We start from the raw sequence: 24745 nt of genomic DNA, 5'->3' as shown, positions 1-24745 counted from the left end.
TCGTTTCCTGCCGCCTCATCCGCGGCGTTTCAGCGATTTCTTAACAAACCGGGCCCGTCGGTATAAGGGCCGAATTACATCGGTCCATGAGAGCGCCCTCGACCGGCCGACTGTTCGATCGCACCTTCACGGGGCGCGAAAAAAACGCCCGCCGGAGCGATCCGGCGGGCGTTCGTCGTTGTGGGCTATCGCTCGCCTCGCGGAGGCTCGCGGCTTGAGCCGACCTAGGCCGCGACGGTGATCGGCGCCGAGGATTCCGACGGGTCGCGCAGGACATAGCCGCGGCCCCAGACGGTCTCGATGTAGTGTTTGCCGCCGGCGGCCGTGGCCAGCTTCTTGCGCAGCTTGCAGATGAAGACGTCGATGATCTTCAGCTCGGGCTCGTCCATGCCGCCGTACAGGTGGTTGAGGAACATTTCCTTGGTCAGGGTGGTGCCCTTGCGGAGCGAGAGCAGCTCCAGCATCTGGTATTCCTTGCCCGTCAGGTGGACGCGGTGACCGTTCACCTCGACCGTCTTGCCGTCCAGGTTCACGGCGATCTCGCCGGTGTGGATGATGGCCTGGGCGTGACCCTTGGAGCGACGCACCACGGCGTGGGTGCGGGCGATCAGTTCGTCCTTGTGGAAGGGCTTGGTCATGTAGTCGTCGGCGCCGCCGCCGAAGGTCTTGACCTTGGTCTCGATCTCGGAGGAGCCGGACAGGATCATCACCGGCGTATTGACCTTGCCGACGCGCAGTTGGCGCAGAACCTCAAGGCCGTTCATGTCGGGCAGGTTGAGGTCGAGAAGGATCAGGTCGTAGTCATAGATCTTGCCGAGATCGATGCCTTCCTCGCCGAGGTCGGTGGTGTAGACGTTGAAGCCTTCCGACTTCAACATCAGCTCGATGCTCTGCGCGGTCGCATGATCATCTTCGATAAGCAGGACGCGCATTGATGCCCTCCAAGGCAGAGCTTAAGCTTGAGTATGACTGACCCGTTTCCGGGTAACCTTGTTCGAACGTTAACCGGGTAAAACCTTAAGAAGGGTTAACGCCTGTCCCAAAACGAATCGTAGGCTGATTTGCGAATCGGCGTCGAGAGTCGCGAGTCAACGGCGCGCGAATTTTAACGAATTGCCGCCCCGCGTGTCTGATACGTCCGATTTCGACGGATCGTAGACATATATTCCTATTCCGGACCCGTCGCCGCTGGGTCCGCAGAATGGGAGAGACGTGGTGGACGAAGCACTGGCGAAAATCTGGCGCGAGGACCGGATCCGGGCGGGACTGGCCCTGCAGCTGGTCTCGGCCTCGACGGGCGTGCCGCGCGAACGGATGGAGACGCAGGCGCGGCTGGAAGGTCGGGCGTGCCGGGCCCGCTGGCTGGCGATGTATCTGGCCTATGTGACCTTCAACTGGCCGATGGACCGGGTTGGCCACGCCTTCGGGCTGAACCGGGCGACGGCGGCCGCCGCCTGCCGCTGGGCCGAGGACGGGCGCGACCTCCCGGCGCTGGACGACCTGCTGGACCGACTGGAGCAGAGCGCCCGGGCGGTGCTGGAGGCGCCGGCGTGCGAGCTGACCGCATGAGCGGCGAGGACCGGCGGGCGCGGCGGCTGCTGGCGCGGCCGGGCGGCTGGATCGAGGCGGCGGGCGACGGCGGCTATGCGCTGCGCGTCGGCCGGGACCGGCGCGCGCGGGTGCTGATGAGGCTGGACGAGGCGGGCTGGCGACGGCTGGTCGACGATCCGGGGCTGAAGGCCCGGCCGGGCGGAGGCTGGACGGCGCGGACGAACCCTGCCCAGGCGGAGGCGCCGGCGGCCGGCCGGCCGGGGGTCACCGAGGGCGTGCGGACGGTGATGGACGGCGACGGCCGGATGCGGTCGCACCGCGCCAATCTGACGGTCTCGCCGATCGCCTGGCTGTCCGGGCGACGCGACGCGGACGGACGGCCGTGGATCGAGCGGGCTGAGCGGGCGGCCGCCGAACGGCTGGCGGCCGACGCCGAGATCGCCCTCGCCGGACCGTCCTTGACGATGCGCTGGGACGCCCTGCCCCGCGCCGGCGGCGGCTCGGCGGCGCGGGTCGAGCCGGGCGACCGGGCCATGGCGGCGGCGCGGCGGGTCGAGGCGGCGCTGGCCGCCTGCGGGCCGGGACGGCGGATGGTCGAGGCGGTCTGCGTCCACGCCAGCGCCCTGCAGGCGGCGGAGCAGGACCTGGGTCTGCGCCGCCGGTCGGGCAAGGCGGTGCTGAAGGCGGGGCTCCGGGCGTTGGCGGGGTATTACGGGATGGGGTGAGGGAGGGATGAGGGATGAGGGATGAGGGATGAGGGATTAGGGATTGGGGCAGTGACTGGACTGCCCGCAGCTTGGCCTTGGCCGCAAGAAGTCCCGCCACGCCGAGCCCCAGTCCCGGATCGCTCATCCCTCATCCCTCATCCCTAATCCCTAATCCCTAATCCCTGAGCCGCCAGCGCCGCCTCGCGGATGCGGCCGACCATGCTGTTGAGGCCGTTGGCGCGCTGGCGCGTCAGGGCCGAGGGCAGGCCGAGGCGGTCGAGGGCGGCGCGGGCGTCGAAGGCGAGGATCTCGGCCGGGATGCGGCCGGAGTACAGGCGCAGCAGCAGGGCGATATTGCCCTTGGACAGGGCGCTGTCGCTGTCGGCGCGGAAATGCAGGCGGTCGCCCTCGCGCCGGACGGCGAGCCAGACCTGGGCGGCGCAGCCGGGCACCTTGTTGGCCTCGGTGCGATCGGCCGCGGGCAGGGGTTCGAGGTCCTTGCCCAGCTCAATGACGTATTCGATCCGGCCCTCCCAGTCGCCGAGCAGGTCGAACTCCTCGACCAGTTCGGCGAGGGCGGCGTCGATGGTGGCGTCGGGGTCGTGCATCGGGGGCAGATAGGCCGCGCCGGCGTTAACGACAACCACGCCGTCGCTCCCCAGATTTCGGGCCGCCGGCCGTCGCGGCGCTCCCCTGTGACGGGTGTGCGCTTTGGACGACTCGCCCGCGGGGCTAGGCTCGACGGCCGGGCGTCCCTGTCCCGTCGTCCGCCATGGTCCGCCCCGCCCTTGAATCCCGCCGCCGACACCGCCGCCCCGGAGACGCCGACCGCGCGAGAGCCCGGCGGCGACCTTCCGGCGCTGGCCGCCTGGCACGCCGGCTGGGCCGTGGCGGCGGCGCTGCTGGCGCTGGGCGCCCGCTGGCTGGACGGGGTCGAGGGGCCGGTATTCTACGGCGTGCTGGCGATGGTCGTGCCCGGGGTCGCGGGGCTGGCGCTGCTGCAGCGCGACGGCGGCGCCGAGCGGATGACGCTGCTGGGGCTGTGGGGGCTGGCGGCGGCGGTGGCGGCGAGTCTGTCGGGGGGGCTGACCGGACCGCTGGCGGGGTTTGTCTTCCTGCCGTTGACCGCCGGACTGGCGCTGGGCGGGGTGCGGCGGGTGCAGTTCGGAGCGCTGGCGGTGGCCTTCGCCGCCCTCGCCGGACTGGCGGCGGCGGGGCTGGGCGTGGCGGGCCCGCACCTGCCCGTGCTGGCGGCGATTTCGGCTGCCCTGACCGCCGGGGCCGCGGCCCTGGCCGTGCGGCTGTCGTGGCGGCAGGGCGAGGCGCGGCTGGCGGCGGCGGAGGGCGCGGCGGCAAGGGTCGAACGGCTGCTGGCGGCCCAGCCGGGACTGACGCTGGTGCTGGAGCGCTCCGGCCGGGTGCTGGCGGCCTATGGCGCGCCGCCGCCGGCCCTGCCGGTCGACCCCCTGTTCGAACTGGGACTGATCGCGGCGGCGCACGCGCCCGACCGCCCTCGCCTGCTGGCCGCCATCGACCGGGCGCTGCAGGGGCAGGACGCCTCGGCCACCTTCGCCCCGCGTATGGCGCTGGACCGGCGGGTGCAGCTGATCCTGCGGCGGCTGGACGAGCCGGGGCATGAGGCGCCGCGGCTGATCGCCCAGGCCTTCGACGGCACCGGCCAGTATGTCCGCGAACTGGGGCTGGAGACGGCGCGGGCCGAGGCCGAGGCGCGCGAGGCGGGCAAGAGCCGCTTCCTCGCCAATATGAGCCATGAGTTGCGGACGCCGCTGAACGCCGTGCTGGGCTTCTCGGACATCATGCGCCAGCGGCTGTTCGGACCGATGCCGGACCGCTACGCCGCCTATGTCGACAATATCCACGAGGCCGGCGGGCATCTGCTGGAGCTGATCAACGACGTGCTGGACGTGTCGAAGATCGAGGCCGAACGCTATGTGCTGACGCTGGAGCGGTTCGACGCGCGCGAACTGGTCTCGGCCGCCATCGCCCTGGTGCGGGTCACGGCCGAGGACAAGGGCGTGTCGGTGTCCGGGGTGCTGCCGGCCGAGCCGGTCGATGTCTCGGCCGACAAGCGGGCGGTGCGGCAGATCGCGCTGAACCTGCTGTCCAATGCGGTGAAATTCACCCCGGCCGGCGGAACGGTGACGGTCACGGTCGAGGCCGTCGGGCCCTATCTGGAGATCGTCGTCGCCGACACCGGCGTGGGCATCGCGCCCGAGGATGTGCGGCGGCTGGGCCGGCCGTTCGAACAGGCCGGAGCGATCGAGCAGCGGCGTCAGGGCACGGGTCTGGGCCTGTCGCTGGTGCGCGCCTTCGCCGAACTGCACGGCGGGCGGATGAGTATCGACAGCACCCTGGGCGAAGGCACGGCGGTGACGGTGCGCCTGCCGGTGGTTCAGGTGGCGCGGGTCGCGCACGAGGGCGGGGCGCAGATCATCCCGCTGCCGCTGGCGGGCGGGAAATAGGCCCTACCACCCTCTCCGCTTCTGCATGACGAAGCCGATGACGCGGGCGGCGGCCTCGAAATGCTCGCGCGGGATGGTCTCGTCGATGTCGACGGCGGCGTAGAGGGCGCGGGCCAGGGGGACGTTCTCGACGATCGGCACCTTGTGCTCGCGGGCCACCTCGCGGATGCGCAGGGCGAGGGTGTCGACGCCCTTGGCGACGCAGACCGGAGCGGCGTCGCCGGCCTCGTAGCGCAGGGCCACGGAATAGTGGGTCGGGTTGGTGACGATGACCGTGGCCTTGGGCACGTTCTGCATCATCCGCTGGCGGCTGCGCTGAGCCCGGATCTGCTTCAGCTTGGCCTTCACATGCGGGTCGCCTTCGGACTGTTTGTAGTCCTCCTTGGTCTCTTCCTTGGTCATCTTCATCCGCTCGGCGAAGCGGTAGCGCTGCCAGATGTAGTCGGCCCCGGCGGTGAAGCCGAGGAAGATCAGGGCCGACACCATCAGGGCGATGGCGAGGTCGCGGGCGAACGGCAGGATCAGGGCCGGCGACATGGCAGCGAGGTTTTCGAGCTCCCGCACATGCGGCTTGAGCACCAGCCAGCAGATCACGCCGACGGCGATCAGCTTGAGGAACGTCTTGATGAACTGGACCAGGCCGTCGGGGCCGAAGATGCGTTTGAAGCCCTTCAGCGGGCTGACCTTGGACCAGTCGGGCTTGAGCTTTTCGGCGGTGAACAGCAGGCCGGACTGGGCCATGTTGCCGCCGGCGCCGCCGAGAATGGTGGCCAGCATGACGGCGCCGAGGAAGGGAGCGACGGCCCACAGGGCGCGGACGCCGATCTCGACGCCGGCCCCGGCCTCGAGGCCGCCGGTCATGGCGTGCGGCTCGGCGATGAAAGGCAGCAGCTGGTTGGCGATCGAGGTGGCGAACCAGCCGCCGGACATCAGCACGACGGCGGCCGCGCCCATCAACGACAGGGCGGCGGCGACATCGGGCGATTTGGCGACATCGCCCTTCTTGCGCGCATCCGCGAGTTTTCGCGGTGTCGCCTCTTCTGTCTTCGAGTCGGGATCCGGCGCGTCAGCCACCGGCGCCTCCGACGAAGACATTGGCCAGGGCGCGGTAGCGGTCGATGAAGACCGTGCCCAGAACGCCGAGGCTGAGGGCGAAGATCGAAAGGCCCAGGATGATGCTGAGCGGGGCGGCGGCGAAATAGACCTGGAAGGCGGGCATGACCCGGCCGACGAGGCCTGACGCCAGGTTGAAGATGATGGCGAAGACCAGCACCGGCGCCGACAGCTGGACCCCCAGCATGAAGGCGTCGCCGACCGTGCGGACGGCCATGGTGGCGAAGTCCTCGGTGACCAGCGGCCGGACCGGGGCGATCAGCTCATAGGAGCCGACGAGGCCGGCGATGAACAGGTGATGGGTGTTGGTGGCGAAGATCAGGGTGGTGCCGAGCAGCATCAGAAAGGCCGAGATGGTGCTGCCCGGCTGGGCCTGCATCGGATTGGCGGTCTGGGCGAAGGCCAGGGTGGTCTGCAGCGCCACCACCTCGCCGGCCGTGGCCAGCACCGTCAGGAAGCTGCGCAGCAGGGCGCCGATGGCGAGGCCGACAAGCACTTCGCGGATGATCCAGCCGGCGAGGCCGCCCAAGGTGGCCGGCAGGGCCGGCAGGCTGCCGACGACCAGCGGCCACAGCACCAGCGAAATCAGCAGGGCCAGGGACAGGCGGATGCGCGGCGGAACATAGCTTTCGCCGACGCCGGGCAGCATCAGCAGGATGGCGCCGATGCGGGCGAAGATCAGGGCCCCTTGCCAGACCTGATCGGCGGTGGCCCAGGGCTCCACGCCCTACATGCCGGCGATGCGCGCGGCGATGGTCCGCATGAAACCGCCCAGCAGCGCCCCCATCAGCGGCAGGAACAGCAGCAGGGAGACGAAGATGGCGATGATCTTGGGGGCGTAGACCAGGGTCTGTTCCTGGATCTGGGTCAGGGCCTGGAACAGGCCGATGACGACGCCGACGACGAGGCCGACGATCAGGATCGGCGCGCACAGCTGGATGGTCAGCCACAGGGCGTCGCGACCCACATCCAGAACTTCCGCGCCGTTCATTCCACGCCCCGAGACTACGCGGGCCCATGGCGGGCCCTTCACTACCGGGCAGAAAATGCCGGGAGCGTGGTTAACGGGCCGTTAGCGACGCGCCTCGCCATGTGACTGAAGGTCCGCCTTCTCGCACAGGGGGAGATGCATGTATGGGTGCGGCATGACCGACACCACCGTCTCCCAGGCCGAGGCCGAAGCCGCCGTTCGCACCCTGATCCGCTGGGCCGGGGACGATCCCGACCGCGAGGGGGTGCTGGACACGCCCGCCCGCGTCGCGCGCAGCTACAAGGAGCTGTTCGCCGGCTATGAGGTCGACCCGCGCGATTATCTGGAGCGGACCTTCGAGGAGGTCGGCGGCTACAACCAACTGGTGGTGCTGAAGGACATCCGCTTCGTCAGCTTCTGCGAGCACCACATGCTGCCGGTCGTCGGCGTGGCCCATGTCGGCTATCTGCCGACCGACCGGGTCGTCGGCATCTCCAAGCTGGCGCGGGTGGTGCGCGGCTACGCCCGGCGGCTGCAGATCCAGGAGAAGCTTACATCGGAAATTGCCGTCGCCATCGAGGAAGTGCTGCGGCCCCAGGGGGTCGGCGTGGTGATCGAGGCCGAGCACAGCTGCATGACCCTGCGCGGCGTCAACGCCCCCGGCGCCAGCCTGACCACCAGCCATCTGAGCGGGGTGGTGCGCGACGACCCGCGGACGCGGGAAGAGTTTCTGCGGCTGGTGCGGGGGTAGGCCGGCTCTCGTTTAGCCTGCCGCTAACCCCGCCTTCATCGCGACACCGTCAGACTGCCGCCATGCGCCGCCTGCTGCCCCTCGTCCTGATTCTGGCCGGCTGTGGCGACGCGCCCGAGCCCGCGCGCCCGCTCGTGCCGGCGAACCTCGACCATGAACAGCGACTCCTCGCCGTCGCGATGAGCTCGCCCTGGCGTGTCGAGGACGAAACCTACGGGCCGACGACGACGGCCGACCCCGGCCCGCTCGACAGCGTCGCGCCGTTCTCGCCCCATACGGCTCCGGATCATGTGGTGGTCATGGAGTCCGTGGGCGCCGGCGCGGGCGAACACCGGACGGTGCGCCGCCACGACGACTGGGTCCTGGTCAACGATGTGCACGTCAGCCTGACCCGTCCTCTGTTGGTCCGCTACAAGCGCGCGCCGGGCGGAGGCTACAGCGAGATCTTCCTGTTCGCTGACGGAAACAGCGCGCTTCCGCACGGCGGGCGCGCGACGGGAGAACGCCGCACGATCCTGGGCGAGACCTGCGAAGTCTGGAGGCTGAATACCTGGCGCCGAAGCTGCCTGACGCCGGACGGGATTGAGCTGTGGCGCACTGACCACCGCGTCGAGCACCGCGCCGTCAGCGTCCGGCGCGAGCCGGTCCCGGCCACGCTCACGACTCCGCCGGACGATCTGCTGGATCCGGCGCTCTGGCCGCTGTCACGACCCCGGGCGGGCGCGGACTCGGTCGAGGTGATCCTGAGCAGCGGCCTCGAGCGCTCTCGCATAGGAAGTGGGAGGAGGTATCGTCGCGTGGGCTCAGTCGAACGGGTCGATGAACCCCGCTCCATCAGCGTTCTCGACCGCGAGAGCGGTGCCTCCGTCCATCTGACGATAGACCCGCACGGCGGCTACGAGCGCCTGAGCCTGCTGGCTCCGCAAGCCTACGATATGAAACCCCGCCTCATGGAGCGTCACGCGCCCCTCCGCATCAACGGCCTCACCTGCCGGTGGCACAATATGGAACCCCACCCGACCGACGGCAGCACGAGCTTCTGCCTGACGCAGCACGCGGTTCCGCTGAGAATGACCACGACCACCTGGGGGCACACGGCGCAGGACCTCGTCGCCACCTCGGTCATCCGCGGGCGGCTGTCGCCGGAAGATGTCGCCCTGCCCGCGGCGGTGCTCGCGCCGGAGAACTGGGGCCTGCCGTCGTCGCCGTGAACGGCCCGGTCCTTGCGGAATTCGCCTCCAAGGAGACGTTTCCAATGGCCTGGACGGCGATTTCGACCCGGAATGAGACACTTCCCATCGTCAGGGGGGGATGGCTCGACGCCCTGCGTTTCATTGTGGCCGGACTGATCATCCTGCACCACTTCCAGGGTTCGGGGCCGGTGGCCCTGGCCGAGGGACTGCATCCGGTGTTCGAGCGGGGCGGCTTCCTGCTGACCAATTTCTTCCTGATCGACAGCGGCTATGTGCTGATGCGGGTCTATGGCGCCTCGGTGGCGACGGGCCGGATGTCGGGCGGCGATTTCTTCCTCAAGCGGTATCTGCGGGTCGTGCCGGCGCATCTGATGATGGGGCTGACCCTCGTCGGCCTGGTCCTCGCCAGCACGGCGCTGGGCGTCGCGCCGCGTTCGCCGGAGTGGTTCCGCTGGGACCAGCTGTGGGCGCAACTGACCCTGACCCAGGCTTACGGCGTGCCCGGCGGCTATGGCTGGAACGCGCCGAGCTGGTCGATCTCGGCCCTGATCGGCTGCTATCTGGTGTTCCCGTGGCTGCTGAAGGGCGTCATGCGGCTGGGGCCGTGGAGCGTGCTGGCGCTGGGCGTCGGCGGCTATCTGCTGGCCAACCAGCTGAGCTGGAGCCTGCTGGGTTATCCGGTCTATCAGATGCCGATGGGCTATGGCTTCGTCCGCGCCCTGCCGCTGTTCGCGCTGGGCGTGGCGCTGGCCTGGTTCGCGCAGAAGGTCTGGATCTCGCCGCGGCTGGCCGGCTGGGCCGGGATCGGCGCGGCCTTGCTGCTGGCCTTTGTGCAGGCTTTCGACAAGCACGCCCTGGTGTCGCTGGCCTGTATCGCGGTCATCATCCTCGCGGCCGGCGCGACGCCGACGCCGCGGCCGTCGAAATGGGTCGAACGGGCGGCGCAGGTCTCGTTCGCCATGTTCATCACCAATGAGGTGGTGCGGATCGCATGGTTCGGCGTGACCAATGTCGCGATCGCCCGCTTCGCCCTGCCGGTCGCGGCGCAGTGGGCGCTGTGGGCCGGCGGGGTGCTGGCGGCCTTTCTGTTCGCCTTTGCCTTCCACCACGCCATCGACAATCCGCTGCAGTCACGCATCCGCGACTGGCTGAAGGGGCGCTCGCGGCGGCCGAGCGGGGTCACCCAGCCGGTGGTGTCGCTGGAGGGCTGAGCCGTCAGATCGGCATCCGCATGATCTCCTGATAGGCGGAGATGACCTGGTCGCGGACGGCCATGACGGTTTCCAGCGAGGCCTCGGCCGAGGAGACGGCGGTGACCACATCGATCAGGCTGCCCTGACCCTGGACCATGGCGGTCATCTGCGTCTCGGCGGCCTTCGAGGTCCGGGTCATGTCGCCCATGACATTGCCGAGCAGTTCGGAGAAGCCGGGCCCGCCCGCCGCGGCGGCCGGCGCCGTCGGCGTGGCCCCGCCCTGGATCGCCGCATAGGCCTTGGCCGCCATCAAGGGATTCATCGTTCAGCCTCTATTGCTTGAGCAGGTCGAGGGTGCGGGTGTCCATCGACCGCGCCGTCTCGATGACGTTGAGATTGGCCTCGTAGGCGCGCTGGGCCTCGCGCATGTCCATCGCCTCGACGAGGGTGTCGACGTTGGGGCGCAGGACATAGCCCTCGGCGTTGGCGGCCGGATGGGTCGGGTCGTATTCGCTCTTGAAGTCGCCCATGTCTGGACGGACCTCGGCGAGGGTGACGCCGGTCACGCCGTCGATCTCGCGGGCCTGGAAGACCGGCACCTGCCGGCGATAGGGTTCGCCGCCCGCCACCAGCGCCGTGGAGTTGGCGTTGGCGATGTTCTCGGCGATCACCCGCATGCGCGACTGCTGGGCCTTGAGGGCGCCGGCGGCGACGGCCATGGCGCCGTTGCGGGGCGGAACGGGATCGGTCATCGGTTATTCCTCACGGGATCAGCGGCCCCTGTCAGCGCCCGGGCGCCTTGGCCGCCATGCGCAGCATCTGCATGGACTTCTGGTAGAGGCCGATGGCGGCGTCATAGGCCATGCGGCTCTCGGCCATCTTCAGCATCTGCTCCTCGACCACGACGGAGTTTCCGTCGAGCGTGGTCTCGGAATCGGGGGCCTTGTGGGCGTCGAAACGGGCCGCCGGCCCGGCCGGCGCGATATGCATGGCGCTGGTGCGGGTCATGGTCAGCCGCCCGCCCCCGCGCAGGGCGGCGGCGAAGTCGGTCGGCTGTTTGAGATCGCGGCTGGCGTAGCCGGGCGTGTCGGCGTTGGCGACGTTCTCGGCGATGACGCGCTGGCGCTCGTCCAGCCAGGTCAGCCGGCCCTTGATCTGGCCAAGCAGCGGCAGGTCGGTGATGGCCACGGGGTCTGCCTCCCTCTCCACGGATGCACGCGACGGGCGCGGGCGCGAGTCGCCCACGGGTCGATGGGCAGAAACTGCCGCCTCCATGGTTAATGGGAGGTTATCTCAACCCCGCGTTAACCATGATCGCCGAAGGCTGGGGCGCCGGACATGCTTCGCCGGCGGGGCTGTCGCATGAATTTTCTCGATCTGCTGCGGGCCGTTTTCGCCCTCGCCTTCACTCTCGGCATCATCGGCCTGGCCGCCTGGGCCGCGCGCCGCTATGCGCCGCAACTGCTGGCCCGGCTCAGCGCCGAACGCGGCGAGCGGCGCATGGCCGTGGTCGAGACCCTGGTGCTGGACCCGGTGCGCCGGCTGGTGCTGGTGCGAATCGACGGCGAGGAGCGGCTGCTGATTCTGGGCGAGGGCCGCGAGCTGATCGAGCCGCGGGGACCGGGGGCGGACACGTGACCCTCAGGGACGTCTTCGTCCTGCCCAGCCGCGCCGAACTGAAGCGCGCCGCCGTTCTGTCCTTGCTGACCACCGGCTTCTGCCTGCTGTGGCCGCTGGCGACGCTGGCGCAGGAGGCCGCCCAGTCGGGCTCGGCGATCAATATCGATCTCGGCACCGGATCGGGCCTGACCGAGCGGGTCGTCCAGCTGGTCGGCCTGATGACCGTGCTGTCGCTGGCGCCGTCGATCGTGATCATGACCACCAGCTTCGTCCGCATCATCGTGGTGCTGTCGCTGCTGCGCACCGCCCTCGGCATGCAGCAGTCGCCGCCGAACGCGGTTCTGGTGTCCCTGGCCCTGTTTCTGAGCGCCATCGTCATGGCCCCGACGTGGCAGGACTCCTATGATTCGGGCATCCGACCGCTGCTGGACCAGCAGATGGAGCTGCCCCAGGCCTTCGATGCGGCGTCGGAACCTGTGAAGATTTTCATGCTCGGTCAGGTGGACCCGGACGACCTCGCCCTGTTCACCCGACTGTCCAATATCGAGGCCGCCACGGTCGCCGCCGACCTGCCCCTGCGGGTGGTCACCCCGGCCTTCATGATCAGCGAGTTGAAGCGCGCCTTCGAAATCGGATTTCTCCTTTTCGTTCCGTTCCTTGTGATCGATCTGGTGGTCGCCAGCGTGCTCATGTCGATGGGTATGATGATGCTGCCTCCAGTGGTGATTTCCCTGCCGTTCAAGTTGATCTTTTTCGTCCTCGTCGACGGCTGGAGACTGGTCGCCGGGAGCCTGGTCGAGAGCTTCCAGCGGGCCTCCGGATCCGGGTGAATCCCCAGCCCGTGGGGGTTTGAACGGCAATGCCGCTTGCCAAGGGAAGAAAAACCGGCGTCAATCCGTCCGTCATCGCCCCTGAATCACGGGGCGAGCTTCAATCGGGAAACGACCCACAATGACCACCCAAGCTGAACTCATCGCCGCCGTCGCCAAGGACGCGGGCGTTTCGCAAGCCGACGCCGGCAAGGTCCTGACCGCCATCGTCGAGAACATCCAGAAGTCGCTGACCGCCGGCGGCGACGTTCGCATCTCGAACCTCGGCGTGTTCGACACCGCCGCCCGCGCCGCCCGCGAGGGCCGCAACCCGGCCACCGGCGCGACCATCAAGATCGCCGCCTCCAAGGCCGTGCGCTTCCGCGTGTCGAAGCCGCTCAAGGACGCGGTCAACAAGTAAGACCTTAACCGGTCAGGCGGCGGGCCTCGCGGGGGCCGCCGCCGCTGCCTGGGGACGGGCGGGGGCCGCGGGTCGGTCTCCGCCCGTTTTCCGTCGGAGGTCGGCCTTCATGGTCGAAACCCAGCCAGCGAAGGTGTCGGCCGAGGCGCTGAGGGCGGCGAAGTCGCCGACGTCCGGTCCCCCGCCATGCCCCGTGTCGAGGGCGATCGAGAGCGCCGACTTCGCGCGCGCCCCGGCGATGAACGGCCGGTAGTTGCGGGACAGGCGGGCCAGGGCGCCCGCGTCCCGGCCCAGCGAATAGCCGACGCCGGCGCGGATCAGCCGGGCCTCCTCGTCCGCCGTCAGGGGCGCTGGATCCTTGAAGCGGTCGCCGAGCCGGGCCTCGTAGATCGCGGCCGCGCCCGCCCATTTCTCCTGCTTCCACAGCACCTCGGCGCGGACATCGCGCGCTTCCGGCGTGGCGTCGGAGCCCAGCACCTCAAGCGCGTGATCGTAGCGGCCCAGCTCGGTTAGCGCCCGGGCCTCCAGCGCGCGGCGCTCGGCGTTCAGGGGCGTCGGCAGCAGGGTGGTGCGCGAACTCCAGATCGCCTGCAGCGCCGCCTCGGGCTGACGGTCCATCAGATAGACGGTGGCCAGATCGGTGGCGACCTGGGCCTTGGCCACGCCCTCGAGGCGGTTGTCGACCTGGTATTTGAGCAGTTCGGCGGCCTGGTCGAGCAGGTCGACGTCGACGAGACGACGGGCGAGACGGCGGACCATTTCGTCGCCGTCGGCGCCGATCGGGGTCAGTTCGCGGAAGTCGTAGAACAGGCCGAGGGCCTGGACCGGCTGGAGGCCGTCGGCCCCGCCCTCGAGGAACAGCATGCGGAAGGCGGCGCCGAGGTCGGCCTGGATCTCGGAGGCGCCGGCGAGGCGCTGCAGGCCGGGCCCGGCGCCCTTCAGGGCGGTCAGGGCCTCGCGATAGAGGCCCTGCGACAGGTAGAGCTGACCCAGCTGGCGGATCACGGCCAGTTCGGTGGCGTCGCCGCGCCAGCGCCAGCGCAGGCTCTCGAGGGCGGCGGCGGCGGCGACCGGCTTCATCGTCCCCTTGGCGAGGGACAGGCGGACCACGCCCAGTTTGGCCGGCACGGCGACGGCGTCGAGCGGGGCGCGACTGACGGCATTGTAGACGGCGAGCGCGCGGTCGGTCTGGCCGTCCAGCTCGAACAGCCGGGCCTGAACGAGGCGGGCGGTGAGCTGGTCGGCGGCGGGCGCGTCCTGGCTGAAGCTGTAGGCCAGCAGGGCGCGGGCGGCGTCGAGGTCGCCGGTCTCCATGGCCGAGAAGGCGTGCGCCGCCCCGAACCGGGCGCGCCACGATTTGGGGAAGAGGTCGACGGCCTCGGCCCCGGCGGCGAAGGCCTGACGCGCGGCGACATGATCGCCGCGGGCCGAGGCCATATAGCCGCGCCAGACGGCCGAGGCCGGGTCGCCGGCGACAGCGGCGGAGGCGAAATCGCCCTGGGCCTCCTCGAAGCGACCGATCGAGGCGCGGGCGGCGCCGCGCAGGCCGCGCAGTTCGGGCTCGCCGGCCATATTGGGGGCCTGGGCGACGATGGCGTTGAGCACGCCGACCGCCTCATAGCCGAGGCCGGACCCGACGAGGAAGCGGGCAAGGGCGAAGCGGGCCTCGACCGGGGCGCGGGGGTCCTCGCCGGCGGCCACGGCCTCGGCCGAGGCGGCGTCCTGAAGCTGGCGGTGACGAGCCAGGAAGCCGGCATGGCCCGGGTCGGCCCATTCGGTCAGGATCAGGCCGGGATGGCGGGCGCGCTGCGGGGCGCCGGCGGTGGCGGGCGCGGCGTCGAGGCCGGCGGAGGGGGGCGACAGGGTCAGGCCGCCGGGCCGGCTGAGGGTGACCAGATCGCCGTCGGCGTGGACGGCCAGGTCGGCGGCGGCGGTCTCGACCGCCAGGCCGTGGGCGGTCGGCAGCAGGCCCAGGTCGACCGTCTTGCGGCGGGCGGCGAAGCCCTTGCCGGGGGCGAGGGCGGTGACGGCGGCGAAGCGGTCGCCGACCAGCGGGTCGGTCAGCCAGATCGCCTTGGTGGCGCCGGCCATGCGGGCGATGAGGACCGGCTTGCCGGTGTCGTCGCGCTCGACCTGGACGCCCTCCACCGCGACGGGCTCGCCGCCGATCGAGACGGTCCAGGTCGAGCCGCTGGCGACGGCCGATACCGGGGCCCCGGCGGGGGCGGCGACGCGCACCGCGACGTGGTCGGGGCCGGCGGTCCAGTGGACGTCGGAGGCGGGGCCCAATTGGGCGGCGCCGGACATGTCCAGTCGGGCCGGCGTGTCGAAGACGATCCACACCGCCTCGCCGCGCCGGAAGACGGCGGCCCCGACCGGCGACGGCCACTGGAAGGCGAGGCTGACCTTGCCGGAGGTCGCCCGGGCGACGACCGGCACCGCGCGGGCGGGGCTGGCCCCGGCGGCCGCGGCGGGCGGGGCCTCGGCGTAGAGGTTCAGATAGACGGCCCCGTCGGCGCTGCCGGAGCGGGCGTCAGCCCCCTCGGTCAGGGTCAGGACCAGTTCGGTGGCGCCCGGGACCGCCCGGGTCTCGACCTTGCTGACGCCCTTGGGCGGATCAACCTTGAGACGCGAGACGTCGGGGGCGGCGGTGGAGCCGATGCGGACGATGACCTGGTCGCCCTCGCGCCGCACGCGCGAACGGGAGCCGACCACGCCGGCGAACTCGATGCGGGTAAATTCGGCATTGGCGCCGATGCGGATGGTGATCGGGTCGAGCGGGGCGGTCGCTTCCTGGGCGAGGGGCGCCAGCGGGGCGAACACGATCGCGCCGGCCGCGGCGGCGGCGGCGGTGGTTCGCAGGATGCGTTTGGTCGAGGCCCCGGACATGCGCGCGCACCCTCGCGCGAGCCGCCTTTCAACGCAGTTAACGGTTGGTGACCGCCTGTTCCAGCAGGCGCAGGGCCGCCCGCAGACAGTCGAGCCGAACGGCGCCCCGGCCGATGTCGCCGAAATGGTGCTCTTCGTGCCGGGTCGGCGCTCCGGTCGCGGCGAGGGCGAAATGCACCCGGCCCGGCTCGTCGTCGTCCCCGGCGCGGCCGGCGAAGCCGGTTACGGACACCGCCAGACTGGCCCCGGAGGCCCGCAGCGCGCCCTCGGCCATGGCCCTCGCCACCGGTTCGGACACGGCGCCGTGCTGTTCGATCAGCCGCAGCGGGACCGCCAGCTCGTCGGCCTTGGCGTCATTGGTGTAAACGACATAGCCGCGCTCGAAGACGTGCGACCGACCCTCGACATCGGTCAGGACCGAGGCGATCAGCCCCCCCGTGCAGCTCTCGGCCGTGGCCAGGCTGAGACCGTGCTGGTGGGCCGCCTCCAGCACCCGGGCGACCAGGGCCTCGATGTCGTCGGTCAGGGCGGGGTTCAGGGTTTCGGTCATGCTGGCGCAACGGCCGCCCCGCCCCCGCGTTCCCGCGACAATGAGACGGCTTGCGAGGCCGGTCCGCCGGGCCGACATCAAGCCTCCCGATCGTCAGGACACGCCGTGACCGACCCCGACTATCCCCGCCTGAACACACTCGCGACCGGCCTGCGCTGTCGCTGCCCGCGTTGCGGCGTCGGGCCGTTGCTGCAGGGCTATCTGACCATTCGCGGATCCTGCCCCGCCTGCGGTCTCGACTACAGCTTCGCCGAGCCGGCGGACGGGCCGGCCTTTTTCGGCATGAGCCTGGTCGGCGTGGTGGGCATGGCGCTTTTCATGTGGTTCGAATTCAGCGTTCACCCGCCGATCTGGGTGCATATGGTGGTGACCATGCCGCTGCTGGTGATCGGCTGCCTCGGCGTGCTGCGGCCGCTGAAGGGCTGGCTGGTGTCCGAACAATACATCCACAAGGCCGCGCCGCCCGAGTTCGAGAGCAACGGCAAGCACGGCGACGGGTCACGCTGGCGGTAAGACGCCCAGAATTCGCGGCAACCTTAACGAACTACCCGCGGTTAAGCTAAAAGACTGAGTTCTTTTTACTCAGCGTCGCCGTTGTATTCGCCGCGCGTGGTGATTCTCGCACCGTCGTCGTTTTGCTATATTGAGTTACCGTTTGACGAAACTCAAATCGGTTCGACTCTATATCATCCTTCACTGCTAAGCTTGTATTTGTGAAACCATGGAGAGGCAGCCGCTCCCGTGCCAGTTTCTTCTTCTCTGCGCGTCACACCAGAAATGATTACTGCGTTAACCATGATGGTTAATCATGACGTTAAACACGTCTTTAATCGAACGCTGTTCCCCTAGACGCAGAAATTAAGCACGCGGGGGAACAGTCATGGTTGACGAAGACGGCATGGCGCGGCGGTACGGCAGTCCGCGCGCGGTCGTCGGCCCCGGAGGCGCGCCGACGCGGCGCGCGTTCGGGGCGCCGTATGAGAGCATCACCTTCCCGACAGCCACCCGGGCGCGCGCCAATCTGACCATCACCCTGGCGGCCCAGCCGGTGTTCGAGCTGTCCACCTCGACCCCGGTCAGCCGCCGGCTGCGCCGGTCCATCCGCCGCTGCGGCGAGCGGACCCTGTTCGAACGCAAGACGCTGGAACTGGCCGATCTGAGGCGGATCGACGCCCTGACCCTGCAGCACGGCATGGAGTTGCTACGGCTGGGGCCCGGCGACTGCGGCATCGTCCCGGCCTTCTGGCGGTCGTTGACCGAGAATCGCGCAAGCTACGCCCTGCTGTGCGCCGAGGCGCAGCACAGTCCCAACCCCGGCAGCCTGCTGGTCGAGGTGGTCGGCGGCCCGGAACAGGCGCCGCTGGACGTGATCGACGACATCACCGGCCGGTTCGAAACCGGATCGCGCGGCCTGATCCTGCACATCGCGCCGGACATCGACACGGCCCGGCGACTGCGCGGGGCGCGGGTCAGCTGCCTGGCCATCGACTTCGCCGGGGTGGCCCATGACGGGGCCCGGGACTGGCAGGCCGCGGTCGATCTGATCGCCGCGGCGCGCCAGAGCTGCGGCCAGATCCTGCTGATCAACCTGCGGCCGGAGCGGGCGCTGGGAGCGCAGGCGGCCGGAGCCACCCACGCCGTCTTCGCCACCCTCGAGCCGCGGATGGTCTGACGGCGCGGGCGGCGGCCGGTCGGGCTAGAATGGCACGACCAGTTTGGCGGTGAAGCTCTGCTCGCGGGTGATGTCGCCGTCGCGCCGCGCATAGTCGAACCGCACCGCACCGCCCCGGCCGCTGGAGATCTCGAGGCCGAGGCCGGTCTCCAGCACCGTCTCGTCCTCCTGGATCCGGGTCTCGAACAGGCCGGTCCCCATCGGCGCGCTGACGAAGCCGGCGTTGACCGCGGTGTGGGCGGTGTCGAGCCGGTGCGAGACCCCGATCCGGGCGGTCGGGCGCAGGATCATGCCGTCGCCGAACGGCAGGCCGGCCCCGGTCTCGACGCCGACGCGCACCCGCCAGTAGTCCTCGCGCTCCCCCTCGACCGACAGGGCGCCGGGGCCGCCGCCCTGTTCGACATAGGCCTCGCGGTCGACCGCCAGGCCGTCGACCTGGGCCATCGGGCGGATCCAGCCGGACTCGTCGCCCCAGTCGCCCGTTGCGCGCACGCCGACGCCCCAGGCGGTCGCCGCCTGTTCCGAACGGGCCAGCGACGGCGTCGGGATCGCCACGCCCCGCCGCAGGTCGGTCTCCGACCAGCCGACGGTGGCGAAGACCGCGAGGTCAGCCAGACGCCCCGGGGCCTTGATCACCGCGCCCAGCTGGCTGCGGCGGATGTCGCCCGTGCCGGTGTGGTCGGCGAGGGTGACCTTTTCCCGTTCAGCGCCGAGGGCGACGCCGGCGCGCAGGCCGGCCCCCACCGGCGCCTCGACGCCGAGGGCGAAGGTGTCGATCGCGCTGTCGTAGCCGGACGCCGAGGCGTCGGCGTCGCGCTCGACCTCGCGCCGACCGCCGCGTCCCCAGACACAGCGTCCGTCGGCGGCCTCGACGCGGGCGGCGCCGCTCATCGGCGAGCAGCTGAACAGGCTGTCGGAGAAGCGGGCGTGCGAGCCGAAGTCGGCCGAGGTCGAGGCGGTGTTCAGCTGCGGCGACAGATTGTCGTACAGCGCCTTGAGCTGTTCCGGATCGACGACCTGGAGGATCAGATTGGCGATCGGCCGGAAGGCCGGCGTCCCGCCCGCGTCCTGGATGCGGCCGATATAGTCGCCGAGCGCCGCGCGGTTGCCGGAGAGCCCCGGCAGGTCGGGCGAATAGTCGATGTCATAGACCAGACGCAGCCGGTCGCCCTGGCTGTGATGGACATCCTCGAGCGAGAACTGGACCACCAGCGACTGCGGGGCGATCAGCGAAATGCCGGACAGGCTCAACTGGTCGGCCGAGATCAGGTCTGTGGCGTGCCGCCCGGTCGCCAGCTGGTCCAGATTGGCGACATCGGCGACGACGGTTCCTTGAAGCGCCGCCGTGCCGACGACGCGCAGGGTGTCGCCGATGCTGGTCAGGGCGTCGTGTTGGAACAGCAGACGCCCGTCGGCCGACTGGGCGTAGTCGCCGGTGATAACTGTCGGGCCGACGTCGTCGCCGCGGATGGAGACCAGACCGGCGTTGTGCAGCGTATTGCCGGCTCCGAGGCGGAGCACCAGACCCGACCACAGGACGCCGTCGACCTCGTTGATCAGCCGGTTGACGCCGTCGCCGAGGTCGATGTTGCCGGAGATCAGGCCCCGGTTCAGCACCGAGTCTTCGGCGGTCGAGCCCCGCACGGCGTAGCCGGCGACGCCCTCGGACGCGGCGATGACGCCGTCGTTGCGCAGGCTGTTCCGGCCGTCCGCCGCCTCGCCGTCCATGAACCAGACGGCGCTCGCCATCGTCCCGGCGCCGCCGAAGACCCGGGCGCCGCGCGCGACCTCGACGAGGATGTCGCCGTCGCCGGCGATGCCGGCGCTCTGCACCCGCACGCCGTGGGCGCCCTCGCCGAAGGCCATTACGTCGCCGTCAACCGAGACGTGGACATCGCCGCCGACGCCGGTCCCGCCGGTCGACTGCGCGAACACCGCGTCGGCATAGGCCCCGCGGGTGACGACCTCGCCGGTCGTGACCCGGACCGCGCCCGCGTCGCCGGCCCCGCCCATGCTGCCGATCCAGTTGGCGAGGCTGTCGAAGATGTCCGGCGTCACGGGCGTCTGGATGCCGACACGGCCACGCACGCCGCCGCCGCCGCCGACCGACTGGGCGAAGATGCCGACGGCGCCCTCGCCCTCGGTGAGGACCGAGCCGGTGTTGGTGACGGTGACAGCGCCGCCGTCGCCGCCGGCCCCGCCCGCCCCGCCGATCGGGACGGCGATGCCGAAATTGTAGAAGCCGAGGCGCGGATCGTCGCTGAGGGGCTCGGCCATGGCGCGGTTGATATTGCCGCCGATGCCGCCGCCGCCGCCCACGGACTGGGCGAAGATGCCCGTCGAGCCGACACCCTTCGTCGACAGGACGCCGTCGTTGGCGACCTCCACGACGCCGCCGTCGCCCGAGGCGCCGCCCCGGCCGCCGACGCCGACGCGGCCGGTGGCGCCGGTCGCGCCGACCCCGCCGCGGCCACCGCCGCCGCCGACCGACTGGGCGAAGATGGCCTCGGCATAGCCGCCGAGGGTGGCGATGTCGCCGCGATTGTCGACCGAGATCGCGCCGCCTTCGCCGGACGCCCCGCCCTGGCCGCCGACGGCGACATTGGCCGTGACCCAGAAGGTCGAATAATCGGGCACGGCGCCGCCGATGGTCACCGCCAGATCGACCGCCGAGGGGACCAGACCGCCGAGGCCGATGACGCCATTGCCGCCGAAGCCGCCGCCGCCGCCGATCGACTGGGCGGTGATGCCGAGCGAATTCTCGCGCTCCAGCAGCAGGTCGCCGCTGTTGGCCACCGTCACCGCGCCGCCGTCGCCGGCCACGCCGCCCTTGCCGCCGACGCTGGCCGACAGGGCCGAGCTGTTGCCGGCGTTGGGGCTGCCCTTGCAGACCAGGGGCAGGCCGCAGCCCTCGCCGATGATCATGTTGATGTTGTTGCTGGCCCCGCCCATGCCGCCGCCGCCGCCGAGCGACTGGGCGAACAGGCCGTGGCTGTCGGCGGCGCGGGTCCAGATCGCGCCGCTGTTGCGGGCCTCGACCTCGCCGCCGTCGCCCCCCGTGCCGCCATTGCCGCCCATGGTGACGTTGACGCTGAGCACCCCGACGCCGGAGTTGGCCCGGGCGCCGTTTCCGGTCAGCAGGACGCCGAGCGCGCCGCCGCCGATGCCGCCGCCGCCGCCGATCGACTGGGCGATCATGGCGGTGGAGCTGACGCCGAAGGTGCTGAGCGCCGCGGTGTTGTCGAGGCGGACGTCGCCGCCGTGGTTGCCGGAGCCGCCGGCGCCGCCCATGATCAGCTGCATGCTGATGGCGGACGAAGCGGTGGCGGCGTTGATCCCGGCCCCGGCCGAGAAGCCGCCGACCCCGCCGCCGCCGCCGACCGACTGGGCCATCAGGGCGGTGGCCATCAGGCCGTCCGTATGCACCGATCCGTCATTGTCGAGCAGGACGTCGCCGCCGAAGCCGCCGGTTCCGCCGTCGCCGCCGAGGGCGACCTTGAAGGCCTTGCCGCCCTGGGCCGAGAGGGAGCCGGCGAAGCTCCAGCCGCCCGCGCCGCCGCCGCCGCCGGTCGACTGGGCGTAGACGCCGACCGCATTGTCGCCCTCGGTGCGGATCTGGCCGGTGTTGGCGAGGCGGATATCCCCGCCGTAGGCGCCGTCGCCGCCGATCCCGCCGACCGAGCCGGTCAGGTTGATCGAGCGGTCGCCGGTCTGGATGTCGAAGGCGGCGGCCGAGCCGCCGGCCCCGCCGGACCCGCCGATCGACTGGGCGAACAGGCCATAGCTCCAATCGCCATCGGTCAGGACGTTGATCTGGTTGTCGAGGTCCACGGCGCCGCCATAGGCGCCGTCGCCGCCGGCGCCGCCGACCGCCAGCGAGACCGACAGGGCGGTGCTGCTGCGTCCGCCGTTCAGGGCCATGGAGAAGCCGCCCTCCCCGCCCGAGCCGCCGACCGACTGGGCCGCCACGCCGAAGGCGCCGACGCCGCGGGTGCGGATGAAGTCGGTTCCGGCGACCGGACGGGTGGCCAGATCGATGGCCCCGCCGTGGGCCCCGGCGCCGCCGCCGCCGCCCACGGTGACATTGAGGCTGCCGCCACCCTGGACATTGACGCTGAGGCTGCCGGCGAGGCCGCCCTGGCCGCCGCCGCCGCCGACCGACTGGGCGAGGACGGCGTGCGAGCCGTCGCCCTCGGTCCAGACCGAGCCGGCCGAGGTCAGCGACACCGCGCCGCCGATCGAACCGTCGGCGCCGAAGCCGCCGACGGTGAAGCCGAAGCTCGGATAGGCGCTGGTCCCGGTGCCGCGCAGGGCCGCGCCGCCGGCGCCGCCGCCGCCGCCGACCGACTGGGCCAGCACCCCATAAGCGCGGATGCCGCGGGTCTGGACGGCGCCGCTGTGGTCGAGGACGACGTCGCCGCCCGAGTTGCCCGAGCCGCCGAAGCCGCCGACATTGGCGTCGATCTGCCAATTGCCGCCGCCGGTCAGTTGCAGGGCTGCGCCGCCCGAGCCGCCGCCGCCGCCGAGCGACTGGGCGACGATGGCCGAGGCGAGGTCGCCGCCGGTGACGAACAGGCCGCGGCTGGTCAGATCGACCGCGCCGCCGACGGCGCCGATCCCGCCCGAGCCGCCGGCGTTGGCGTTGAGGTTGAACGAGCCGCCGCCGCCGCCCTGCAGCGACAGGGCCGAGCCGCCCTGGCCGCCGCCGCCGCCGACCGACTGGGCCAGCAGGGCGTTGGCGCTGGCGCCGCTGGTCTCGATCGAGCCCTCAAAGCGGGCGGTGACGGTTCCGCCCGAGCCGGCGACGCCGCCCGAGCCGCCGAGGCTGGCCGAGATATTGGGCCGGCCGCCGGTGCCGGTCAGCGCCAGGGCGAGGCCGCCGGAGCCGCCGCCGCCGCCGACCGACTGGATCAGCGCGCCCGTGGCGAGCTCGCCGGTGGTGACCAGAGCGCCGCGGCCGTCGAAGGTCACGGTTCCGCCGTCGCCGCCGGCTCCGCCGGTACCCCCCAGTCGGGCGTTGACGGCGGCGCCGGCGAGGCTGACCGCCACCCCCGCCGTAAGCCCGCCCGCGCCGCCGCCGCCGCCGACCGACTGGACGATGAGGGCGTGGGCTCCGGCGCCGGCGGTGGTCGCCGCGCCGTCGAATCCGACCTCGACCGCGCCGCCGTGGCCGGCCCCGCCGCCAGAGCCGGACATGCCGAGGTTGGCGGTCAGGGGCCCGCTGACGAACGAGGCTGAGGCGGTGAAGCCGCCGGACCCCCCGCCGCCGCCGACCGACTGGGCCAGCAGGCCGTAGGACAGGTCGCCGGTGGTGGTCAGGTCGCCGAAGTGATCGACCCGCACCAGGCCGCCGTCGCCGCCCGGGCCGGCCTCGCCGCCCAGGGCGAGGGTCGCGGAGGTCAGGCTGGAGGCCGCGCCGGAGACGGCGAACCCGCCGGAGCCGCCGCCGCCGCCGACGCTCTGGGCCTGCAGCGCCGCCGCGTTCCGGCCATGGGTGACGAGGTCGGCGCGGGTCCGGACCTCGACATCGCCGCCGCTGGAGGCGCGTCCGCCGCGGCCGCCGATGGCGCCGCTGAGCGCGACCTGGTCGGAGCCGGCCGCGGCGATCGACAGGCCGCCGTTGCCGCCGCCGCCGCCCACCGACTGGGCGAACAGGCCGGCGGCGAAATCGCCGGAGGTCTCGACGCCGCCGTTGAAGGCGACGTCGACGTCGCCGCCGGAGCCGCCGGTTCCGGCCGAGCCGCCGAGGCTGGCGCTGATCGACCCGATATAGCCGGCCGACAGGGCCGCGCCGAGGCCGCCGGAGCCGCCGCCGCCGCCGACCGACTGGGCGAACAGGCCGACCGAACGATCACCCTCGGTGCGGATCATCGCTCCGGGCGCATCGGCCGCGAGGCCGGCGTTGACGCTGACCGCCCCGCCGTCGCCGCCGCCCTGGCCTTGCCCGCCAAAGGCCATGGCGAGGTTGAGCGACAGCGAACCGGCCGCGCCGCCCGAGCCGCCCCCGCCGCCGACCGACTGGGCGAACAGGCCGTGCGCCTCCGCGCCCTCGGTGTGAAGGCCGCCGGCCAGCCGGGCCGCGACGTCGCCGCCGTCGCCGCCGTCGCCGCCGGTCCCGCCCATGGTCAGGACGGCGCCGAGGGCGAGGCCGCCCGAGCCGCCGCCGCCGCCGACCGACTGCACCAGCATGGCGGTCGCGGTGTCGCCGCGCGTTTGGATCTGGCCGGTGTTGGAGGCGATGACGGAGCCGCCATCGCCGCCGCCCCCGCCCGTGCCGCCATGGCTGACCAGACCCAGGCCGCCGCCGGCGACCCCGCCGCCGCCGCCGACCGATCCCGCCCACAGGCCGTAGGACTGGTAGCCGTCGGTCGTCAGGTCGCCGGCGTTGTCGACCCGCACCGCGCCGCCCGCCCCGGCGTTGCGGCCGTCCCCGCCATAGGCTCCGCCGAAGAAGCCGAGGCTGGACGCGCCGCCGCCGCCGAAGCCGCCGATCGACTGGGCCATCACCGCCGCGGCGTAGCCGCCGCCGGTGGCGACGTCGCCGAAATTCTCGATCGTCGCCGCGCCGCCGTCGGCCGAGGCCCCGCCGCCGCCGCCATAGGCGCCGTAGATGGCGGTGGCCGCGCCGCCCTGGCCGCCGCCGCCGCCGACGCTGGAGGCGAACAGGCCGCCGGCGCGCTCGCCGCCGGTCTGGATGGCGGCGCGATTGACGATGGCCACCGCCCCGCCGCGTCCCCCGGCCCCGCCGTCGCCGCCGGGCGTATCTCCGCGACTGTCGGCGTCGCCGCCGCGCCCGCCCTGGCCGCCGGCCGAGACCGCCACC

Annotated in this window: 22 protein-coding genes; 11 read left to right on the top strand and 11 right to left on the bottom strand. The window is 71.6% G+C overall.

Features of this window, described 5'->3' with window-relative positions:
• Positions 1-224 precede the first annotated feature (224 nt).
• Positions 225-932 (bottom strand): response regulator transcription factor CtrA, encoded by a 708-nt coding sequence (gene ctrA / locus ACK4JY_RS04785; RefSeq protein WP_409603336.1) that lies wholly within the window; start codon positions 930-932, stop codon positions 225-227.
• Positions 933-1215: 283 nt separating this feature from the next.
• On the opposite strand from ctrA, the gene ACK4JY_RS04780 reads away from it, so the two are divergent.
• Positions 1216-1569, top strand: coding sequence for a chromosomal replication initiator DnaA (locus tag ACK4JY_RS04780; RefSeq protein WP_409603334.1), 354 nt, complete (start codon positions 1216-1218; stop codon positions 1567-1569).
• Positions 1551-2276 (top strand): DUF6456 domain-containing protein, encoded by a 726-nt coding sequence (locus ACK4JY_RS04775; protein WP_409603332.1) that lies wholly within the window; start codon positions 1551-1553, stop codon positions 2274-2276. Before ACK4JY_RS04780 ends, ACK4JY_RS04775 begins: the two co-directional genes overlap by 19 nt.
• 143 nt (positions 2277-2419) lie before the next feature.
• Here the strand turns inward: ACK4JY_RS04775 and ACK4JY_RS04770 are convergent, their stop codons facing one another.
• A complete protein-coding gene (locus ACK4JY_RS04770; RefSeq protein ID WP_409603666.1) occupies positions 2420-2866 on the bottom strand; it encodes a SufE family protein in 447 nt (148 codons plus the stop codon).
• Positions 2867-3046: 180 nt separating this feature from the next.
• On the opposite strand from ACK4JY_RS04770, the gene ACK4JY_RS04765 reads away from it, so the two are divergent.
• Positions 3047-4741, top strand: coding sequence for a sensor histidine kinase (locus ACK4JY_RS04765; RefSeq protein WP_409603330.1), 1695 nt, complete (start codon positions 3047-3049; stop codon positions 4739-4741).
• 3 nt (positions 4742-4744) lie between these two features.
• Here ACK4JY_RS04765 and flhB read toward each other — a convergent pair whose 3' ends face one another.
• The 3 genes from flhB to fliQ are packed head-to-tail and all read right to left on the bottom strand — an operon-like array spanning position 4745 to position 6845.
• Complete coding sequence (gene flhB, locus ACK4JY_RS04760; RefSeq protein ID WP_409603329.1) at positions 4745-5815, bottom strand: flagellar biosynthesis protein FlhB; 1071 nt, start codon at positions 5813-5815, stop codon at positions 4745-4747.
• Entirely contained in the window at positions 5808-6578 is a 771-nt protein-coding gene (gene fliR, locus ACK4JY_RS04755; RefSeq protein ID WP_409603327.1) for a flagellar biosynthetic protein FliR, read from the bottom strand. The genes flhB and fliR overlap by 8 nt, the downstream gene beginning before the upstream one ends.
• A 3-nt stretch (positions 6579-6581) precedes the next feature.
• The gene (gene fliQ, locus ACK4JY_RS04750) at positions 6582-6845 is read right to left on the bottom strand and encodes a flagellar biosynthesis protein FliQ (protein ID WP_409603325.1); all 264 of its coding nucleotides are present in this window, start codon (positions 6843-6845) and stop codon (positions 6582-6584) included.
• A gap of 154 nt (positions 6846-6999) precedes the next feature.
• Here fliQ and folE point away from each other — a divergent pair, with 154 nt between their 5' ends.
• From folE to ACK4JY_RS04735, 3 genes are all read left to right on the top strand, one after another.
• Positions 7000-7575, top strand: coding sequence for a GTP cyclohydrolase I FolE (folE, locus tag ACK4JY_RS04745; protein WP_409603323.1), 576 nt, complete (start codon positions 7000-7002; stop codon positions 7573-7575).
• Between the two features lie 62 nt (positions 7576-7637).
• Positions 7638-8786 (top strand): hypothetical protein, encoded by a 1149-nt coding sequence (locus tag ACK4JY_RS04740; protein WP_409603321.1) that lies wholly within the window; start codon positions 7638-7640, stop codon positions 8784-8786.
• A gap of 44 nt (positions 8787-8830) precedes the next feature.
• On the top strand, positions 8831-9979 hold the full coding sequence (locus ACK4JY_RS04735; RefSeq protein WP_409603319.1) for an acyltransferase family protein: 1149 nt from the start codon (positions 8831-8833) through the stop codon (positions 9977-9979).
• A 4-nt stretch (positions 9980-9983) separates the two neighbouring features.
• Here the strand turns inward: ACK4JY_RS04735 and fliE are convergent, their stop codons facing one another.
• From fliE to flgB, 3 genes are all read right to left on the bottom strand, one after another.
• Entirely contained in the window at positions 9984-10283 is a 300-nt protein-coding gene (gene fliE, locus ACK4JY_RS04730) for a flagellar hook-basal body complex protein FliE (protein WP_409603317.1), read from the bottom strand.
• A gap of 10 nt (positions 10284-10293) precedes the next feature.
• Positions 10294-10680 carry a flagellar basal body rod protein FlgC gene (flgC, locus tag ACK4JY_RS04725; protein ID WP_409603664.1) on the bottom strand — a complete coding sequence of 129 codons (387 nt, stop codon included), beginning with the start codon at positions 10678-10680 and terminating at the stop codon, positions 10294-10296.
• 64 nt (positions 10681-10744) lie between these two features.
• On the bottom strand, positions 10745-11149 hold the full coding sequence (gene flgB / locus ACK4JY_RS04720) for a flagellar basal body rod protein FlgB (protein WP_409603315.1): 405 nt from the start codon (positions 11147-11149) through the stop codon (positions 10745-10747).
• A gap of 174 nt (positions 11150-11323) precedes the next feature.
• Here flgB and ACK4JY_RS04715 point away from each other — a divergent pair, with 174 nt between their 5' ends.
• From ACK4JY_RS04715 to ACK4JY_RS04705, 3 genes are all read left to right on the top strand, one after another.
• On the top strand, positions 11324-11599 hold the full coding sequence (locus ACK4JY_RS04715) for a flagellar biosynthetic protein FliO (RefSeq protein WP_409603313.1): 276 nt from the start codon (positions 11324-11326) through the stop codon (positions 11597-11599).
• A complete protein-coding gene (gene fliP / locus ACK4JY_RS04710) occupies positions 11596-12411 on the top strand; it encodes a flagellar type III secretion system pore protein FliP (RefSeq protein ID WP_409603311.1) in 816 nt (271 codons plus the stop codon). Before ACK4JY_RS04715 ends, fliP begins: the two co-directional genes overlap by 4 nt.
• Before the next feature lie 121 nt (positions 12412-12532).
• The gene (locus tag ACK4JY_RS04705) at positions 12533-12811 is read left to right on the top strand and encodes an HU family DNA-binding protein (RefSeq protein WP_409603310.1); all 279 of its coding nucleotides are present in this window, start codon (positions 12533-12535) and stop codon (positions 12809-12811) included.
• Positions 12812-12823: 12 nt separating this feature from the next.
• On the opposite strand, the gene ACK4JY_RS04700 is transcribed toward ACK4JY_RS04705, so the two are convergent.
• Together ACK4JY_RS04700 and ACK4JY_RS04695 are read right to left on the bottom strand one after the other, a co-directional pair.
• Complete coding sequence (locus ACK4JY_RS04700) at positions 12824-15700, bottom strand: tetratricopeptide repeat protein (protein WP_409603308.1); 2877 nt, start codon at positions 15698-15700, stop codon at positions 12824-12826.
• 37 nt (positions 15701-15737) lie between these two features.
• Positions 15738-16250 carry a CinA family protein gene (locus tag ACK4JY_RS04695; RefSeq protein WP_409603306.1) on the bottom strand — a complete coding sequence of 171 codons (513 nt, stop codon included), beginning with the start codon at positions 16248-16250 and terminating at the stop codon, positions 15738-15740.
• Between the two features lie 105 nt (positions 16251-16355).
• Here ACK4JY_RS04695 and ACK4JY_RS04690 point away from each other — a divergent pair, with 105 nt between their 5' ends.
• Entirely contained in the window at positions 16356-16763 is a 408-nt protein-coding gene (locus ACK4JY_RS04690) for a DUF983 domain-containing protein (protein WP_409603304.1), read from the top strand.
• A 367-nt stretch (positions 16764-17130) separates the two neighbouring features.
• Positions 17131-17922 (top strand): hypothetical protein, encoded by a 792-nt coding sequence (locus ACK4JY_RS04685; RefSeq protein WP_409603302.1) that lies wholly within the window; start codon positions 17131-17133, stop codon positions 17920-17922.
• Positions 17923-17946: 24 nt separating this feature from the next.
• Here ACK4JY_RS04685 and ACK4JY_RS04680 read toward each other — a convergent pair.
• Positions 17947-24745: hypothetical protein (locus ACK4JY_RS04680; protein WP_409603300.1), on the bottom strand; the 6799-nt coding region annotated here is incomplete at its 5' end.

The organism is Brevundimonas sp. (assembly GCF_046295595.1).
Taxonomy (GTDB): Bacteria; Pseudomonadota; Alphaproteobacteria; order Caulobacterales; family Caulobacteraceae; genus Brevundimonas.
This window is presented reverse-complemented; position numbering and strand designations above follow the sequence as displayed.